This window comes from Corynebacterium sp. H113 (assembly GCF_037572315.1).
Classification (GTDB): Bacteria; Actinomycetota; Actinomycetes; order Mycobacteriales; family Mycobacteriaceae; genus Corynebacterium.
Window position 1 is genome coordinate 265231 of sequence record NZ_JBBHKZ010000003.1, and the last position, 16540, is coordinate 281770.

The window sequence follows — 16540 nt, forward strand, 5'->3', positions numbered from 1 at the left end:
TTAAAGACAGGTGGCGAACTAGCGCACATGTCGAGCATTCACAATGCTCACAAGCTTTTCAGCATCCGCGAGAGACAACTGTCGCGCTTTAGGCTTAACCGGGCCTGGAACCATATCAATTTCAACAGTGACTAATCCCAGTGCCTTCGAAATTGGTCCGGTGTGTGTCGTAAAACCCTGAATTCGATCCCACGGAACAATAGTGGTGACATTCCACAACCGACCATGCGTGACGACGAGTGCACGCGGACCAACAATGACTTTCTGTTGTTTCCAGTCGATTGGGGATAACCACCGTGCTTGACGTGGAGAGGCCAGCGTTAACTCTGGTGCAAGGCGTGGCTGTTCAGTGATTCGGTCAATGATTTGGTCGACAGTTTCATCGACCCGCACGGTGTCATCGACTGGGATGAGGGCTGTTGGGGCTTGCTCATCAGCGCCGTACCCTGCCACAGACATATGCGCTTTCGCCCACTGACGGCGTTTCCACCACAGTGGTTGGATGACACGGAATCCGTGGAGCCGATGGATAGGAATTGTTTGCCGACGCGTCGACAGCAGCCCGGCGCGAATGTGGAGCCGTTCAGCCTCATCGTCAGTGGAAAGAGTGAATCCGTACGACGTGCTCCACAGGCCCCAGACAACCATCACGATTGTAGCGAGGTAGATAGCCAAACTGATTCCAGTGGTGAGAAGAGAGCCCCCAGCGACACCGACGACGCCGGCCCACGATAGCTTCGTGGCTGCGAGAACCACGATGATAATGCCAACGACAACGAGCCCAACGGCGAAGAGAACACCGAGCAGCAGAATCGGACCGAGGATCAGCGAAACGAATAGCGTGACCGGATCGACGGGACCGTTGAGGACAGTCTCGTGCTGTGGCTCAACACTGGCTGCCGTCTCACCGTCCGCCGTCACGCTTTCTGTCTTCCCATGGGAAGGTGCTAGGGCCCAGGATTCACCGTCAGTTTCCGTTGGCGAAAGCGCAGCTTCCTGCTTCCCTCTGCGAGTTGCCTCCAAGATCTCTTGGCGAAGCGCCTTACATTGATCAACCTTGAGATACTTAATGGTCAGATCAGAATTCTGACCACCGGCTGTTTCGACTTTCAGTTCTGCCAATCCCACGAGCCTGGCGAGTAGTGGCTGATTAATATCGATTGCCTGAACTCGGTCGAACCGCGCGTTACGACGAGTCCTGAAAAGCCAACCTGCACCAATGCGGACTTCTTCGTCGGAAAGCTCGTAGAAGCGGTACTTCCAGGAAATCCAGGAAAATAGGCCGACGACAAGGACCAACAACACAAAGCCGCCAGTGAGGGCGAGCATTGCCCACAGAGTATCTTCGCGCAACCATGTGAAAAACAACCTGACTAATTCAAAGGAATTCGCCAGGATGGCCACGCCAGCGAGCACGATGAAGCGAATGCCGGTCAGGATAGGTGTGAGCGGATGAACTTGGTGACGCTGCGTTTCCATCACAGACCTGCCATGCGTTCGCGAGCCCGGTTGGATAGTCGTTCGCGAATCGCTTGTGCCTCTTCGCGTGGAATACCAACGATGGCGGCATCTGATGTCACCGATGCGGTGTTGAGCTTCAAGCGTGCCAGTCCGAATGCGCGAAGCAGGGGGCCTTCGGTGAGATCAACGAACTGAATACGGCCGTAAGGTACAACCGTGACGCTGCGCCACCAGCGGCCCTTGGCGACGAAAAAATCCTCGGCGCCTTCGAGGTAGCGATGCGCAGAAACTTGCCGGCCAATCAACCAGAAATCCCACACCCACAGTACGAGCACAAGGGCCGCCCCAATCCATGCAACTAACGTCAAATACGGTGCATCCGCGGCAGGAATGATGGTCATCGACAAAATCGCCACGATGACGGCTGCAATGAGTAGTGGCCCGAACAAGATTGCGGCTGTGATTCGACGCACGGTGGCGTACTTTGGGGACACCTGAATGAGCCGAGGGTCATCGGGATTTAGGAGATCCACCTGTGGGTTATTGGTGTTCATAGTTTCAACACTACCTGCCACAGTGGCTGTAGAAGTGTCTGCATTTTCACGTGGCGAACTGGCATGATGGGGCCATGATTATTCGACGTTTCGACGATGATTTCGATCCCAACAATCCGGATTCGGAGGACCATCCGCGCGGGGAATCCGACGACAACTTCTTCAGCAAATACAAGCTGATCTGGGCTGTTCTCATCACGCTGATCACCTTGCTGTCGTGCTGGCAGCTGTTCCAGGTCGTGCTGGCGAGCTAAGGCTGGCGAGCTAGTGCTGACCAGGGGCGGCAGCTAGCTTTTCACAAATAGTTCGCGCACTGCCTTCCATGGATCGCTTTCCGACGACTCCTCGCACTCAGCACCGCCACCAGACCAAATATGGGATAGGCGGGCGGGCTCGTCGTAGGTTTCCCAGCCAGGTGAGCCGGTCCTGATAAATGACACGACTTGGTCGTGAAATGGGTGCCCGGCTTCGCGACCGAAGAAACGTGGCAACTCAATACAGTGTGGAGCGCCAGTGGTTGGCTTCCCATCAGGCCCAGTGCCGACGCCGTTGCCCGGGCGGAATTCGCCAACCCACGTTGGAAGACCAGCATTCGCGGTGGCATCGGCCACCCGAACTGCATTGGAGCGGATTGCCGAATCGCCCACCATCGAGGCGAAAGGGCGTTCCTTGTAGAAATCTGTCGGGAAGGCCCCACGGTTTCCGATTCGCCGTGAAAAAGCTCGAGCGAAGTATTCAGATCCCGGGATTCTGTCAATTGCCGTGAGCTGCCACGTTGCGTGAAATTCCTCGCTGGTCGCTGTGACGAGAGTAGGCACGGTCGGCGTGAACTCGGATAGTCGCGGGCCGACCGCCGGATCCGTTGGGGCGGGTGCTGCCATTAATCGGTAAGCCCGCTCAGCCTGAACAGGGCCGACCGCTGCCAGTGCTGACGATGTCGCCTTACGTCCGAGTGCGGTGGACAGGAGGGACCGTCGAAAAGCAGAACCTGACGATCTGGAAAAGGCCGGCGACATAGCTATCACTCGCTGAATCTGACCTCGAGTGCGGGGATCGCCGGCAACCATCAGCGCCAGAGCAGCACCAGCAGATTGACCGGAAATAGTGATGTTGGAGGGATCGCCTCCGAAAGCAGCAGCGTTGTCGCGAACCCACTGGAGAGCGTTAACGAGATCCCCGACACCGCGGTACGGCTCGGTGGCGGAAAGGTCGGTGGCTAACTCTCCATCGGTGTCAGCATCGTCGAGGGGAGTGTCTCGCCAGAATCCAGCAAGTCGCTTGCGATAGCCGAGCGACACCATGACCACACCATTCCGAGCAAAATGACCACCATCGCACCACGGTTCGGAAGGATGACCAATTTCGTAGCGACCTCCATGAATCCACAGCAAAATCGGCTTTGGAGTATCTGGATCAGCCATCGGCGCGGTGACCGACAGGACGAGCTCAGCGTAGCGATCCATACGTCGACTCGTCCCGTCATGGGTGCGTGGCCGATCCGCGGTAGGACGTAGCGGAACGGATGGCTGATAGGGCTCGGCGTACGCGAAGGGGATGGAAAAGACACGTAGCGTCTGTTCTTCGTCGCACAGCCCCGTGAGTACGCCAGCGGGTGCCGTCACTGTCATGGGCTTCATATACCTAACCTATGTCAACATCGACGGCGCTACAGTGGAACTCTATGAACGACGCACAGAACGCACAGCAAGATCAGCCGAGTCAGAACATTCGCCCTGTAGCCGACAATCCGCTTTTGGTGCCATCTACGTTGCCGTATGGTTTGCCAGATTTCGCTGCCATCAGCGACGAACACGTTATCCCTGCTTTCCGTACCGCTTTCGTAGACCACGAAGCCGAGATCGCTGCAATTATCGCTAATCCTGAGACACCTACCTTCGAAAACACGATTGAAGCGATGGAAAAGTCCGGTCGTATGCTGGAACGCGTTGCCGCATACTTCTTCAATGTCGCGGGCACTGATGCCACTGACGAGCGTATGGCTATCGAAACGGTCGTGGCTCCGGAAGTCGCCGCTCATCTCGATTCGATTCGGCTGAATAAAGAGCTGTGGGAGCGTATTAAGCAGGTTGCAGCTCCGACCGGTGACGATGCCGACTCCGCGGAAGCCCGTCGTTTGTTGGACAAAATTCGTCGCCAGTTCCAGCGGGCCGGTGCCGATCTTGACGACGTCGACAAGAAGCGCCTCAGGGAACTCAATTCACGTCTGTCGCAGCTGTCTACTGCTTTTGGCGAGAACTTGTTGAACACCACAAATGACCTCGCAGTCGAGATTAACGATGAAGCCGAACTCGATGGGCTGTCCCCGTCCGCTAAGGATTCGCTTGCCCGTTATGCCAAGAAGAGTGACAAGGAATGTGGCTGGCTCATTCCGTTGGACCTGCCAACGGCTCAGCCCATCCTTGCTGATCTGAAGAGCCCTGCGACCCGAGCCAAGGTGTACGAAGCATCTCGTGCTCGCGGTGGCGACGCGAATGCCGACATCGTGCTGGAAATGGTGCAGCTGCGCGCGGAACGTGCCCGTTTGCTGGGGTACGACACTCACGCTGACTATGTCATTGCTGACGAAACCGCTGGTTCTGCTGCCGCAGCAAAAAAGCTGTTGACCGATCTCGCACCTGCTGCAGTGGCCAACGCTGAGGGCGAGTACAAGCGCGTTGCCGACTTAGCTGCTGACGCTGGCGAAGCAGAAGTCACCGCCGCTGACTGGCCCTACTGGGCGCAGTTGCGTCGCGCCGATGAGTTCGCCGTCGATGAAGAGGAGCTGCGCCAGTACTTCCAGCTCGACCGGGTCATGGAGGATGGAGTTTTCTACGCGGCCAACCAGCTGTACGGAATCACGATGACCCGCCGTGACGATCTCACCGGTTACGCGCCGGGCACAACGGTGTGGGAAGTCACCGACGCTGGTGATGCCGGCATCGGCCTCATCATCACCGACTACTACTCACGCCCGACGAAGCGCGGTGGTGCGTGGATGAGCTCGTTCATGGACCAGTCGCGACTTCTGGACACCCGCCCGGTGGTCGTGAACGTGCTCAATATCGCGGAACCAGCGGAGGGCGAACAGGCCCTGCTCACCATGGACGAAGTCATCACTCTCTTCCACGAGTTTGGTCATGCGCTCCATGGCCTATTGTCGGATGTTCGCTACCCAACGTTCTCCGGTACGAACGTGCCTCGCGACTTCGTGGAATTTCCAAGCCAGATCAACGAAAACTGGGCACTCGAGCCGTCGATCCTGAACAACTACGCATTCCACGCAGACACCGGAGAGTTGATTCGGGACGAGCTCGTCGCAAAGGTCAAAACTGCGCGCACCGCAGGCGAAGGCTTTGCGACGGTCGAATACTTGGGCGCCTCTGCTATCGACTTGGCGTGGCATTCGTTGACGCTGGAACAGGCTCAAGCAGTGGCTACGAAGGCGGAATCACAGTCGGCTATGCAGGTGGTCGCGGAGTTCGAGCGGGAAGCTCTCGAGGATTATCGACTGGTGGTAGAACACTTGACGCCTCGCTACACATCGACCTACTTCAACCATATTTTTGCTGGTGGTTACTCCGCTGGGTACTACTCGTACTTGTGGGCCGAAGTGTTGGATGCAGACGGTTTCGGCTGGTTTGCGGACAACGGTGGTGCGACCCGAACCGGAGGTGAGCGTTTCCGCGACTTGATTCTGTCGCGCGGTGGCTCCATCGATTACACCGAGGCGTACCGTAATTTCCGAGGCCGGGACAAGGATATTCGTCCGTTGTTGGAACGTCGCGGACTCGTTGGAACTGCCGGATAGAATCGCTGAGGGGGAGGTGGCGATGACCCCACCGGTATCTCACAAGGGATTCAGGTGGGGTAGCATTGCTGGCCGTGAACGAAGTAGTGGACGCAGTCGGGCAATGGCTGACTCAGCTGTCCGTACTCGGACAAGTAACAGTGATGTTGCTTATCTTGCTGCCTGTCGGTGGTTTCGTTGCATTTCTTTTCGTAGGTCTAATCGACACAGTGTTTGGCCGGGTTTTCGGCAAAATCATCGTCGAAAACGAAATGGAACGAGTCACGCCACGTAAGAAAATTGTTCTTAAGGAAGAGGAAACCAACTAATGCGTAATTCACGAGTCAAGCTCGCACTGGTGGCCCTCATTCTCTTGGTGCTCATTGCAGGGGCATTGTCTCAGTACCAGTGGTAGCACCCGAAACTGCATTTGTACTCGGGGCGCGAGTGCTCTGAAACAAAAACACAGCCACTTATGGCCGAGTCGGCAACAATTTTGAGTGTTTTTCCGCCTCAAATGTTGCTCAGCCGGTCATAAGTGGCTGTTTGCTGTGTGGTTCTGCGTGCTGTGCGGCGCTAGCGAAGCTACCTACTTCGTGTTTGCAGCAGCGCTTTCGGTGGCAGCTTCAGCACTGCCTGCGCTAGCAACTGCATCTGACTCTGTAAGAGTGTCTTCCTCCGCGAGGTCGTAGCTCTTGGTGCGGACACCAGGAAGTGGTGCAGGTAGACCCTTGGAGCGGTCAATGAAGAAGCACACGATAAACGCCACCACAGTTGGCAAGACCCACGACAGGGACTGTTCGTACAGTGGCAACTTTGCCAGCGCTGGAACGTATTCAGCCACATCGAAGTCGATGGTCCGCGCGAGATCCAGAACGGCGAACGCCATGGCAACTGCGACTGGAACGCGGTACGACCACACGAACTTGAACTTGGACGCAGCCTGGATCAAGGTGATGAATACCAGCGTCATAGCTGCTGGGTACAAGAACACGTTGAGTGGGATAGCAATACCAATGATGGTGTTCAGGCCAAGGTTAGCCATGAACAAACCAGCGAGGGTGAAAATGATTGCCCAACCGTTGTAGCCAACCTTCGGCACAAGCTCGCCAAAGAACTCGGCGGTAGCGGTAATGAGTCCAACGGCAGTGGTCAAGCACGCAAGCAGCACGATACCTGCGAAGAGCCACGCGCCGGCGGAGCCGAAGGACTGGGTAGCGACGTCGGCAAGCAACCGAGCACCGTTGTCGTAGCTACCTTCGACACCCTGGCCAAGCTGACCGAGGCCGAGGTACACAGCGCCCAGCAAAATAACCGCGATGACACCAGCGGAAATTGCGGAGGTAACAACCTTCGACTGTCCAGTGATGCCTTGGCGGCGCAGTGAGGAAATGACAACAATGCCGAAGACCAGTGCTGCGAGAGAGTCCATGGTGAGGTAGCCCTCGAGGAAACCAGTCGTGTACGGAGCATCTGCCCACTTTTCGGTTGGCGCACCGGGAGTGCCGGTCAGCGTCATCGTGCCCACAATGACAAGTGCAACGATGAGAATAAGGAGTACTGGGGTCAACCACTGGCCGATGGAGTCGACGATGCCGCTTGGGCGGATCGACAGCCACAGAGATACTGCGAAGAAGATCGCGGTAAAGAGGAACAATGCTAGGGCGGAATCAGTGCCGACCAGCCCGGCAGCACCAGTTTCAAAGGCGACTGATGCGGTGCGAGGAATGGCGTACAAAGCACCGATGGACAGGTAAACGGCGATGGAGAAAACCAGACCGAAAACCTTGCCAGCGCGAGTAGCAATATCGACTATGCCGTTGCCGGATACGGCCACAGCGATCACTGCGAGCATTGGTAGCAGCACGCCGGTGGACAAGAAACCAGCAATAGCGGGTACATAGTTTGTGCCGGCCTCGACGCCAAGTTGTGGCGGGAAAATGAGGTTGCCGGCACCAAAGAACATGGCGAAGAGCATTAAGCCAATGACAAGGATGGTCATCAAAGGCTTTTTAGACTGCGTTGTTTGCATTCTTTTATGTAACCAGGTCGCGCTGTGGAACCAATAACCAGGGCGTATGAGAACACCCTAAGTCATGGTGAGTGGTGTGCCTAGCTACCCGTTCATCGCTTTTGTGACGTCCGCAAACGATGGGTAGTCGACCAAGTCGCTGACCAACACTGCGTTGCCGTCGCCGTCGGTAAGTGGAACACACCAGTTCGGGTACTGGTCGTGAACCGTGCCCGGCTGGTTCTGGGTGCGCTTGTCCGACACCAAGTCGGTCAGCGCCGCGCACTTCAGCGCCGAAGGAGTGCGTGCGAGGTACTTGTGCAAACCTTCGATAAGGATGTCGACGTCAGGCAGATCATCGCGCTGCAATGCCTCGAAGTTCACGTAGGCAGCATCGGTGTCTGCAAAACAGCCGGCAGACTGTGCTGCGGCCAGTACCTTGGCAATCCACGCGAAGTCACGCTTTTCTTCTTCGTCGGCATCGCTGAGGAGAATACCGAGGCGGTCGCGCAGCTTAATGTGCTCGCCGGCCAGGTATCCAGCAGTCGGTGGCAAGTCGTGCGTGGTTACTGAAGACAAGCACAACGAGCGGTAGTGCTCGGCTGGCTTCGGGTGATCACCGTCGGACTCGAACCACAAGATGGACGTACCCATCACGCCACGTTCGGCAAGGTAGTCTTGCACCCACGGTTCGAATGTGCCCAAGTCTTCGCCAATGACGACTGCGTCCGCGAGTTCAGCTTCCAACGCCAGGATGCCGACCATTGCCTCATGGTCGAAGTACACATAGGTGCCCTCCGTTGGTGGTTCCATGCGTGGCATGACCCACAGGCGGAACAGACCAAGAATGTGGTCAACGCGGATACCACCTGCGCGACGCAGGATCGTGCGCAGCATGTCACGCCACGGGCGGTAACCAGCCTTTGCCAACTTGTGTGGATTCCATGGTGGCTGCGACCAGTCCTGGCCCTGCTGGTTGAAACCATCTGGTGGGGCGCCCACGGAAATATCTGGGGCAAGCCATTCTGCAAGATTTTCCGCGTCGGCACCGCCTGGGTGAACGCCGACTGCCAGGTCTGCCATCACACCGATGCGCATGCCGGCATCGGTGGCTTCCTTCTGTGCGTTTGCCAGCTGCTCGTCGACAATCCACTGCATCCAGCAATGGAAATCCATCGTTTCCTGACGGAACGCCTCGATGTCCTCATGTGCCCCAAATGGCTCCACGTGATCTGCGAAGGAGTTGCTTGCAAACGATTCGTCGTCACGCGCAGCCAGGCGCAAATCGATTTCACGCTGAGTGCACCATTGCGCGTAGTCGTAAATGCCACGGCCTTCCTGAGCCAAGAAGCGCTCGTAATCACTCGCGCGAGCAGGGGACAGTGGCACCCTATGGACAGCGCGCAACACCCGCAGCTTCGCTGCGTAAATAGGATTGCGCTCAATCTCGGTGGTCGTGTGGTTCAACTCGCGGAACTCGGCAGCCGTAGCACGCGCAACATCCGCCTCGTCCTCGTCCAAGTAACCGAACTCTGGGATCAGCTCAGGTCGGATATACAGAGGATTGGTGTAGCGACGAGTCGTCGGCAAGTACGGCGAGTTTTCGACTGGAGGACACGGCTCGGCTGCGTGGAGCGGGTTGATCAACACGAAATCAGCATCCGCGTACTTCGCAGCTTCCGCCACCAAATCCGCGAGCGTGGACAGATCGCCAATGCCCCAGCTTCGGTCCGAACGAACCGAGTACAGCTGCGCCATAATTCCAGAGGCCGGCTTTGCGACGAACTTGTCTGCCGTGGACAGTCGCTCAGGGGTGACTGCGAGATCACATTCGGCAATCGTGCCGTCATTGTCGGCGCGCAGGCGATGCCAGCCAAGAGGCAAATCTTCAGGAATTGCGAAGGCGGCTTCGCCAATAGACACGCCGTCGACGACACGAGGTGCTACGTTGTGCTCGACTTGGGCAAATGGATGCACGGTGCCGTCGTTAAGTAAGGCAGAGACGGAGACCTTGGTGCCGTCTGGGACGTGCACGATGACGGTGTTGTAACGACCGCGACGGGTGACAACAGCCGGTGGTAACAGCTGAGACCAGCGATCATCGGCCCACGCCGTGCGTGCTGCCTCTACTTCCTCGTCGGTAGGGTCATCGCCTAAATCAATGTCTAGAGCCGCCAGCACCTTCAAAATGGTGCGGCGAGATACCGTTACGTACTCGCCGTCAAAGGCGTAGTAGTTAGTGGCGATGCCGACATCTTTTGCCAAATCTGCCAGCGGGGAGGTCACGGGAATAGTCGCGTCGAGAGTGGTCACCTTTTTCATCATGCCAGCGAAAGGTGATTCAGGCGCGTTAACTGTCAAGGGAAGGTTGAACCGAAGTCGGGGACTGGTTGCAGAAAGACGCTCCAGAAACGGGAATAAATCTGCAGTAGTGTTCTTTTGAGAATATTTTTTGGGATTCCACAACGCGAGCGGGATCGTGTCGTAAGTTTGGGGATACGTAATTTGCATCACAATCGCACTCTGCATCCCTGGACTGCATTATTGAAGGAGACGGAAGAGCCTATGCGTGAATACACGACCGAAGCACAATTTGTGATCGGTGAAGATGAGACGGTTATCACTTCTCTCCGCGACCTTGTCACGAAGCGCCCGAAGCTGGTTCTGTTTAGCCGCCCGAAGAACTTTGAATGGGTAAACGTTCAGGTTCAGGAGTTCTGGGATGAAGCCTTTGCTGTGGCCAAGGGGCTGATCGCAAATGGCGTGCAGGCGGGTGACCGCGTTGTGTTGCTGTCGGAAACGCGCTATGAGTGGAATCTCCTGAACATCGGTATCTGGATGGCTGGTGCCACGATCGTTCCTGTGTACGGATCGTCCTCGAGTGATCAGATCCGCTGGATCGTTGAAGACTCTGGTGCGGTCTTTGCTATCACCGAAGCTCGTGAGCACACCGACAAGGTGAAGCTGTTTGTCGTCGACGAAAACGGCAAGTCCGCTGTGACGGAGACATCGTCGAAGCTGCGTCGCGTCGTCGAGATCAATGCGTCGGCCGTAGACACGTTGATGTACGAAGGTCGCGATATTCCTGACGACGAAGTCACTAAGCGCATCAACAACACAAAGGCCGATGATCTCGCATCTGTTATCTACACCTCAGGCACGACGGGACGCCCGAAAGGCTGCATGCTGCTGCACAGTAACTGGCTGGCAGAAGTACGCACCATCTTGACCAACCCAATTGGTTTGATCGCCCGCCCAGGCAACCGCGTGCTGACATTCCTGCCACTGGCGCACGTGCTGGCAAACGCCGTGTCGCTGGCTGCCATCGTTTCCGGTGCGACGCAGTCCCACTGGGCTGATACATCCACGGTGACGCTTGAATTCCAGCGTTCCCGCCCGCACCTAATTCTTGGCGTGCCGCGCGTTTTCGAGAAGGTCCGCGATTCGGCATATGCCACTGCCAAGGACAAGGGGCCAGTTGGACAGGCCATGTTCGAGCGGGCCGAAGCAACCGCAATTGAGTACTCGAAGGCATTGGACACCCCGCAGGGACCTTCGCGAATGCTGAAGGCTCGCTTGGCTCTGTATGACCGTCTGCTGTTCCGCAAGATCAAGGCAGCCATGGGTGATGCGGTATCAACGACCATTTCTGGTGGTTCCGCACTGTCGACCGACTTGGCGCACTTCTTCCGTGGCTTGGGTGTCAACGTCTATGAAGGCTACGGCCTGACCGAAACCGCAGCTGCTATCACGGTGAACAACCCTGAAGACCAGGTTATCGGCACCGTTGGTCGCCCGTGTGGTGGCTGCTCGGTGCGCATCGCCGGCGACGGCGAAATTATGCTCAAGGGCCCAGTTGTTTTCGCTGGCTACTGGAACAACGAAAAGGCCACTGCCGAGGCGCTGAAGGATGGCTGGTTCTACACCGGCGACATTGGTGAGCTGGATCCGACCGGACACCTTCGCGTGACCGGTCGCAAGAAGGAAATCATTGTCACCGCTGGTGGTAAGAATGTGTCCCCAACGCCACTGGAAGAGCGGATGCGTACGCACCCACTGATTTCCCAGGCGGTTGTGCTTGGCGACGGCCGTAAGTTCATTTCCGTTTTGGTCACGTTGGATGAAGAAGCGGCAAAGAAGTGGAAGATCGAGCACGGCTTGCCTGAAAACACCAGCATTCGCGAGCTGGCGACTAACGCTGTGCTGCGTGCCGAGATTCAGGATGCAGTGAACGCCGCAAACGAGCTTGTCTCGCACGCGGAGGCCATCAAGAAGTTCCATATTTTGCCACGCGATCTGACCGAAGAAGACGGTGAACTGACCCCGACGATGAAGATTAAGCGCAACGTCGTCATGGATCGTTTCGCACATGAGATTGAGCAGATGTACCAGCGGTAAGTAACCGTTTCAAAACGCGCGTTATCAAACCGTGTTGCTCCCTCATTAGCGCCCTCTACCCACCTAAGGTAGGGGGCGCATGTGTGTGGAAAGCCGATTTCAAGGAGGTTGCTGGTGGATCATTACGATGCCCGCCTCCGTCTGCGTGAAGTTACGCAAGAGTTGTTTGACATCGGTGATGAAGTCGCTGAGTACATCAACAATTTGAGTCAGGCCATCGCTGATGTTGATCGCGATTTGGTCGACGAATGCGTGCTGGAATTGGCTGACATTGTCGATGAAGCAGTGGAGGATGCCCGCCCGCTGGTGGGTGAGCTTGCAGGGCTTCGCCAGGCATTCACATCGGGTATCCGTCGTGGGGAGTTTTCGCCGTTCCACCTTCGACCAGCTGAGGCTGCTCCGGTTGCGATTGATGTCGAGCGCCTTAATGCCATCCCTACGCCGTTGCAGCACCCGGTGCCAGTGCCTGCTGTCACCGAAGCCATGGCGGCACGTTCAGATGCTGTGGCGACCTACCTCGATGAACTCGCTGATTGGCTATCCGCCGAAAACATTCGCGGTGTAGAAAACCTTGGCGCAGTGATGCTTCCACACCTGTATGCGCACTGTGGCCGTCGCGCGTTGAGCGCCGCAGCCTCGTGGTGTGTGACCGTTCCCGAAACGCATCCGGCAGTCGCCCGGACGTTGCGTGGCAGGAAGCCACCAGCGTTCCTCATTGAACGTTCACGTATCGACGACGTCGTGCGTCGCATCAACCAGAAGCGCGCTGCTCGCCAGACTATGGAACACGCGTGAGTTCAGTGACTGACGCTTTCGGCGTGTATGTGCACGTTCCGTTTTGCGCTACCCGTTGTGGCTATTGCGATTTCAACACCTACACGGCGGGCGAGCTTGGTTCGTCGACCTCAACTGGCTCATACCTTGATGCGATCGCTCATGAGCTAGAGATGGCCGTCGCAAAGCAGTCCGAGCGTGGCGACGATATTCGTCCCGCCGACACCGTGTTCATAGGTGGTGGCACGCCATCACTTCTTGGTGCGTCGGGGTTGGCGCGATTGTTGGATGCGGTCCGAAACACCTATGGCCTCGCCGATGGGGCCGAGGTGACGACTGAGTCGAATCCGGAGTCGACGTCGCCGGAGTTTTTTGCGGGTATTCGTGAAGCTGGTTTCACGCGGTTGAGTTTGGGAATGCAGTCGGTGGCTCCGCATGTGTTGGCGACATTGGATCGCACGCACACCCCGGGTCGTCCGGTCGAGGCTGCGCGGGAGGCGCGGGCTGCTGGGTTCGAGCACGTCAACCTAGACATTATTTACGGCACTCCGGGGGAGTCGATGTCTGATCTCGACGCGTCCCTCGATGCGGTGTTGTCCGCCGACGTTGATCATGTCTCTGCGTATTCGCTCATTGTGGAGCCGGGCACTGCGATGTTCCGCAAGGTTCGCAAGGGTGAGCTGCCAATGCCTGACGACGACGACCTCGCCGACCGCTACGAACGTATCGATCGGGCATTAAGCGGTGCAGGCTTCGGCTGGTACGAGGTATCGAATTGGTCGAAACCAGGTGGGCAGTGCCGACACAACATGCTCTATTGGCGTGACGGCGACTGGTGGGGAGCAGGTCCCGGGGCACATTCGCATCTCGGCGGCACGCGTTTTTATAACGTGAAGCACCCGGCGCGGTACGCAGCCACGATTTCCGGTGGTGAGCTGCCGATCGCAGATCGGGAAGAACTATCTGTTGAAGACCGGCACGTCGAGCACATCATGCTTGGGTTGCGTCTCCACGAAGGCATTGCAGCCGAGGTGCTCACGGCGGACGAGACTCGTCGAGTCGATGCGCAGGTAGCAGCGGGTATGCTGCAGCGTCGCGACAATCGGGTGATGCTCACAGAAGCTGGCCGGCTGCTGGCAGACGCAATCATTCTTGATGTGTTGAGCTAACGCACAGGCGTTGTCATCTGTGTGCGTCTCACCTGGCGCGTCTCCTCGCTAGTATGTAGGGAGTTCATGCACACGTGCCAGGTCGAGTGGGGAGGTCACCGCACTATGTCGAGTCAGACTGAACGTCGTCGTCAAGAAGTTTTGCGAGCAATCGTGGCCGATTTCGTGTCGTCGCAGGAGCCTGTCGGTTCGAAAGCACTTGTCGAGCGCCACAACCTCGGGGTGTCCTCCGCAACCATTCGTAATGACATGGCCGTGTTGGAGGCTGAGGGGTACATCACGCAGGAGCATGCCTCGTCGGGGCGCATTCCCACGGAAAAGGGCTACCGCCGGTTCGTGGATGCGATCTCTCAGGTCAAACCGTTGTCGGTCCCGGAACGCCGTGCCATCTTGGAGTTCCTTGAAGGTGGCGTCGACTTGGAGGACGTCTTACGACGCAGCGTGCAGCTGCTCAGCCAGCTCACGCGACAGGTAGCCGTGGTGCAGGTGCCGACGTTGCAGGTGTCTCGGGTGCGACACTGCGAGGTCGTGCAGTTGGCGGATGTGCGCCTATTGCTGGTTGTTATTACTGACACCGGTCGTGTGGAGCAGCGCAATGTCGAGTTGGCAACGCCTATGGATGCCGAGTTAGTTCCAGCATTGCGGGAGCAGCTCAACCGCGCGATGGATGGCAAGACGCTGAATGAAGCAGCAGTTGCCATGTCTGACTTGGCTGCGAACGCACCAGCCGAGATGCGTGATGTTGTGATTCGGTGCGCGACGGTACTCGTGGAATCGCTGATCGAGCGCCCGAATGACCGCTTGATCTTGGCAGGTGCATCGAATCTGACCCGTGGGCCAATGCGTGGAGCCTTGCCGTCGACGTTGCCACAGGTGTTGGAGGCGTTGGAAGAGCAGGTCGTCGTTTTGAAGCTGTTGTCGGCTGCGCAAGACCTGCACCGAGTCCAGGTATCCATCGGTGAGGAAAACGAAGATGAAGAGCTTCGTGGCACCTCGATTGTGTCGACTGGCTATGGCACGGGCTCGGCGATTTTGGGTGGACTGGGTGTTGTTGGCCCGACGTATATGGACTATCCGGGAACAATCGCATCGGTCGCTGCTGTTGCACAGTACGTGGGTCGGGTTTTAGGAGATTGAAGCTAGCCCGTACAATGCTTGTTTGTTCATTTAGCTTGTACATTCATCTGTACTTTGTCCATATTCGTTTTATCGCATAGGTCCTAAGGGAGTATCTGACGGTGGCTCGTGATTACTACGGCATTCTCGGAGTAGAAAAAGATGCCTCGGACGCAGAAATTAAGAAGGCGTACCGAAAGCTCGCGCTGAAGTATCACCCGGACCGCAATCCGGACGATGAAACTGCTGCCGAAAAGTTCCGCGAAGCATCGGAAGCACATGAAGTGCTGTCTGATCCCGAAAAGCGACGCATCGTCGACCTGGGTGGCGACCCATTGGATCCAACTGGAGGTATGGCCGGTGGCGGGTTCGGTGGCTTTGGTGGCGGTGGACTCGGTGATGTCTTCGAAGCATTCTTTGGTGGCGCAGGCGGACAACGTCAGCGTCGTTCGCGCGTGCAGCCTGGTGCTGATGCACTGCTGCGCATCTCGCTCGGTTTGGATGAGTGCTTCACCGGTGTTCGTAAGCCCATCACCGTAGACACCGCTGTGTTGTGTGACGTCTGTGAAGGTACTGGATCGAAGACGAAGGCCAAGCCACAGCCATGTAAGACCTGTAACGGCACTGGTGAAATTCAGCAGGTGCAGCGTTCGTTCCTTGGCAATGTCATGACATCGCGCCCATGTTCAACCTGTGCGGGTACTGGCGAGATCATTCCAGATCCATGCTCGAACTGCAGTGGTGACGGACGTGTTCGTTCTCGTCGCGACCTCACGGTCAACATCCCGGCAGGTATTGGCGACGGCATGCGTATCCGCATGGCTGGTCAGGGTGAAGTTGGGCCAGGTGGTGGCCCAGCTGGTGACCTGTACGTCGAAGTTCATGCTGAACCGCATCCAGTCTTCCGTCGTGAAGGCGACGACTTGCACATGACTGTGCGCGTCCCCATGGTCGACGCTGCATTGGGCGCAGATTTCGAGGTCGAGGACCTTGTTGGCGAGACGTTCTCCATTGACGTGGAGCCAGGCACTCAGCCAGCGCAGAGCATTCGTGTGGAGGGCCGCGGTATGCCACGCCTGCGTGGTGAAGGTGCCGGCAACCTCATCGCTCATGTCGATGTGGAAGTACCAACTAAGCTCGACGGCAAGTCCCGGGAACTGCTGGAGAAGCTGCGCGACCACCGTGGCGAAGACACCCAGGTGGCAGATGAAACCTCTTCCAGAGGTTTCTTCTCTCGATTCCGTAACCGCCGATAGCACCGAGCACACCT

Annotated in this window: 13 protein-coding genes; 8 read left to right on the forward strand and 5 right to left on the reverse strand. The window is 57.2% G+C overall.

Features of this window, described 5'->3' with window-relative positions; all coding sequences use genetic code 11:
* Positions 1-18: 18 nt before the first annotated feature.
* Both WG938_RS07885 and WG938_RS07890 read right to left on the reverse strand, forming a co-directional pair.
* Positions 19-1479 carry a PH domain-containing protein gene (locus WG938_RS07885; protein ID WP_339979647.1) on the reverse strand — a complete coding sequence of 487 codons (1461 nt, stop codon included), beginning with the start codon at positions 1477-1479 and terminating at the stop codon, positions 19-21.
* Entirely contained in the window at positions 1479-2015 is a 537-nt protein-coding gene (locus WG938_RS07890; RefSeq protein ID WP_339979474.1) for a PH domain-containing protein, read from the reverse strand. Before WG938_RS07890 ends, WG938_RS07885 begins: the two co-directional genes overlap by 1 nt.
* 74 nt (positions 2016-2089) lie before the next feature.
* Between WG938_RS07890 and WG938_RS07895 the strand changes: the two genes are divergently transcribed.
* The gene (locus WG938_RS07895) at positions 2090-2269 is read left to right on the forward strand and encodes a hypothetical protein (RefSeq protein ID WP_339979477.1); all 180 of its coding nucleotides are present in this window, start codon (positions 2090-2092) and stop codon (positions 2267-2269) included.
* Positions 2270-2302: 33 nt separating this feature from the next.
* Here the strand turns inward: WG938_RS07895 and WG938_RS07900 are convergent, their stop codons facing one another.
* Positions 2303-3643, reverse strand: a complete 1341-nt coding sequence (locus WG938_RS07900; RefSeq protein WP_339979479.1) for a carboxylesterase family protein — start codon at positions 3641-3643, stop codon at positions 2303-2305.
* A gap of 53 nt (positions 3644-3696) precedes the next feature.
* Here WG938_RS07900 and WG938_RS07905 point away from each other — a divergent pair, with 53 nt between their 5' ends.
* Complete coding sequence (locus WG938_RS07905; RefSeq protein ID WP_339979481.1) at positions 3697-5823, forward strand: M3 family metallopeptidase; 2127 nt, start codon at positions 3697-3699, stop codon at positions 5821-5823.
* Between the two features lie 74 nt (positions 5824-5897).
* Complete coding sequence (locus WG938_RS07910) at positions 5898-6131, forward strand: hypothetical protein (protein ID WP_339979483.1); 234 nt, start codon at positions 5898-5900, stop codon at positions 6129-6131.
* Positions 6132-6391: 260 nt separating this feature from the next.
* On the opposite strand, the gene brnQ is transcribed toward WG938_RS07910, so the two are convergent.
* Positions 6392-7804 carry a branched-chain amino acid transport system II carrier protein gene (brnQ, locus tag WG938_RS07915; RefSeq protein WP_339979485.1) on the reverse strand — a complete coding sequence of 471 codons (1413 nt, stop codon included), beginning with the start codon at positions 7802-7804 and terminating at the stop codon, positions 6392-6394.
* A gap of 114 nt (positions 7805-7918) precedes the next feature.
* Positions 7919-10138 (reverse strand): 4-alpha-glucanotransferase, encoded by a 2220-nt coding sequence (malQ, locus tag WG938_RS07920; RefSeq protein WP_339979487.1) that lies wholly within the window; start codon positions 10136-10138, stop codon positions 7919-7921.
* A 240-nt stretch (positions 10139-10378) separates the two neighbouring features.
* Here malQ and WG938_RS07925 point away from each other — a divergent pair, with 240 nt between their 5' ends.
* The 5 genes from WG938_RS07925 (at position 10379) to dnaJ (ending at position 16526) form a co-directional block, all read left to right on the forward strand.
* A complete protein-coding gene (locus tag WG938_RS07925) occupies positions 10379-12211 on the forward strand; it encodes an AMP-dependent synthetase/ligase (RefSeq protein WP_339979489.1) in 1833 nt (610 codons plus the stop codon).
* 114 nt (positions 12212-12325) lie between these two features.
* On the forward strand, positions 12326-13006 hold the full coding sequence (locus tag WG938_RS07930; RefSeq protein WP_339979491.1) for a hypothetical protein: 681 nt from the start codon (positions 12326-12328) through the stop codon (positions 13004-13006).
* A 5-nt stretch (positions 13007-13011) separates the two neighbouring features.
* Positions 13012-14154, forward strand: a complete 1143-nt coding sequence (gene hemW / locus WG938_RS07935; RefSeq protein ID WP_445292913.1) for a radical SAM family heme chaperone HemW — start codon at positions 13012-13014, stop codon at positions 14152-14154.
* Between the two features lie 105 nt (positions 14155-14259).
* Positions 14260-15291: a heat-inducible transcriptional repressor HrcA gene (gene hrcA / locus WG938_RS07940; RefSeq protein ID WP_339979496.1), complete on the forward strand. Its 1032-nt coding sequence runs from the start codon at positions 14260-14262 to the stop codon at positions 15289-15291.
* Between the two features lie 101 nt (positions 15292-15392).
* Positions 15393-16526 (forward strand): molecular chaperone DnaJ, encoded by a 1134-nt coding sequence (gene dnaJ, locus WG938_RS07945; protein ID WP_339979498.1) that lies wholly within the window; start codon positions 15393-15395, stop codon positions 16524-16526.
* The last annotated feature ends 14 nt before the right edge of the window (positions 16527-16540 follow it).

Excerpts from the sequence above, each read along its gene's own strand:
- malQ (WP_339979487.1), bottom strand. The coding sequence starts at position 10,138 with ATGATGAAAAAGGTGACCACTCTCGACGCGACTATTCCCGTGACCTCC.
- WG938_RS07890 (WP_339979474.1), bottom strand. The coding sequence starts at position 2,015 with ATGAACACCAATAACCCACAGGTGGATCTCCTAAATCCCGATGACCCT.
- WG938_RS07895 (WP_339979477.1), top strand. The coding sequence starts at position 2,090 with ATGATTATTCGACGTTTCGACGATGATTTCGATCCCAACAATCCGGAT.
- WG938_RS07900 (WP_339979479.1), bottom strand. The coding sequence starts at position 3,643 with ATGACAGTGACGGCACCCGCTGGCGTACTCACGGGGCTGTGCGACGAA.
- WG938_RS07905 (WP_339979481.1), top strand. The coding sequence starts at position 3,697 with ATGAACGACGCACAGAACGCACAGCAAGATCAGCCGAGTCAGAACATT.
- WG938_RS07925 (WP_339979489.1), top strand. The coding sequence starts at position 10,379 with ATGCGTGAATACACGACCGAAGCACAATTTGTGATCGGTGAAGATGAG.
- brnQ (WP_339979485.1), bottom strand. The coding sequence starts at position 7,804 with ATGACCATCCTTGTCATTGGCTTAATGCTCTTCGCCATGTTCTTTGGT.
- WG938_RS07885 (WP_339979647.1), bottom strand. The coding sequence starts at position 1,479 with ATGGAAACGCAGCGTCACCAAGTTCATCCGCTCACACCTATCCTGACC.
- hrcA (WP_339979496.1), top strand. The coding sequence starts at position 14,260 with ATGTCGAGTCAGACTGAACGTCGTCGTCAAGAAGTTTTGCGAGCAATC.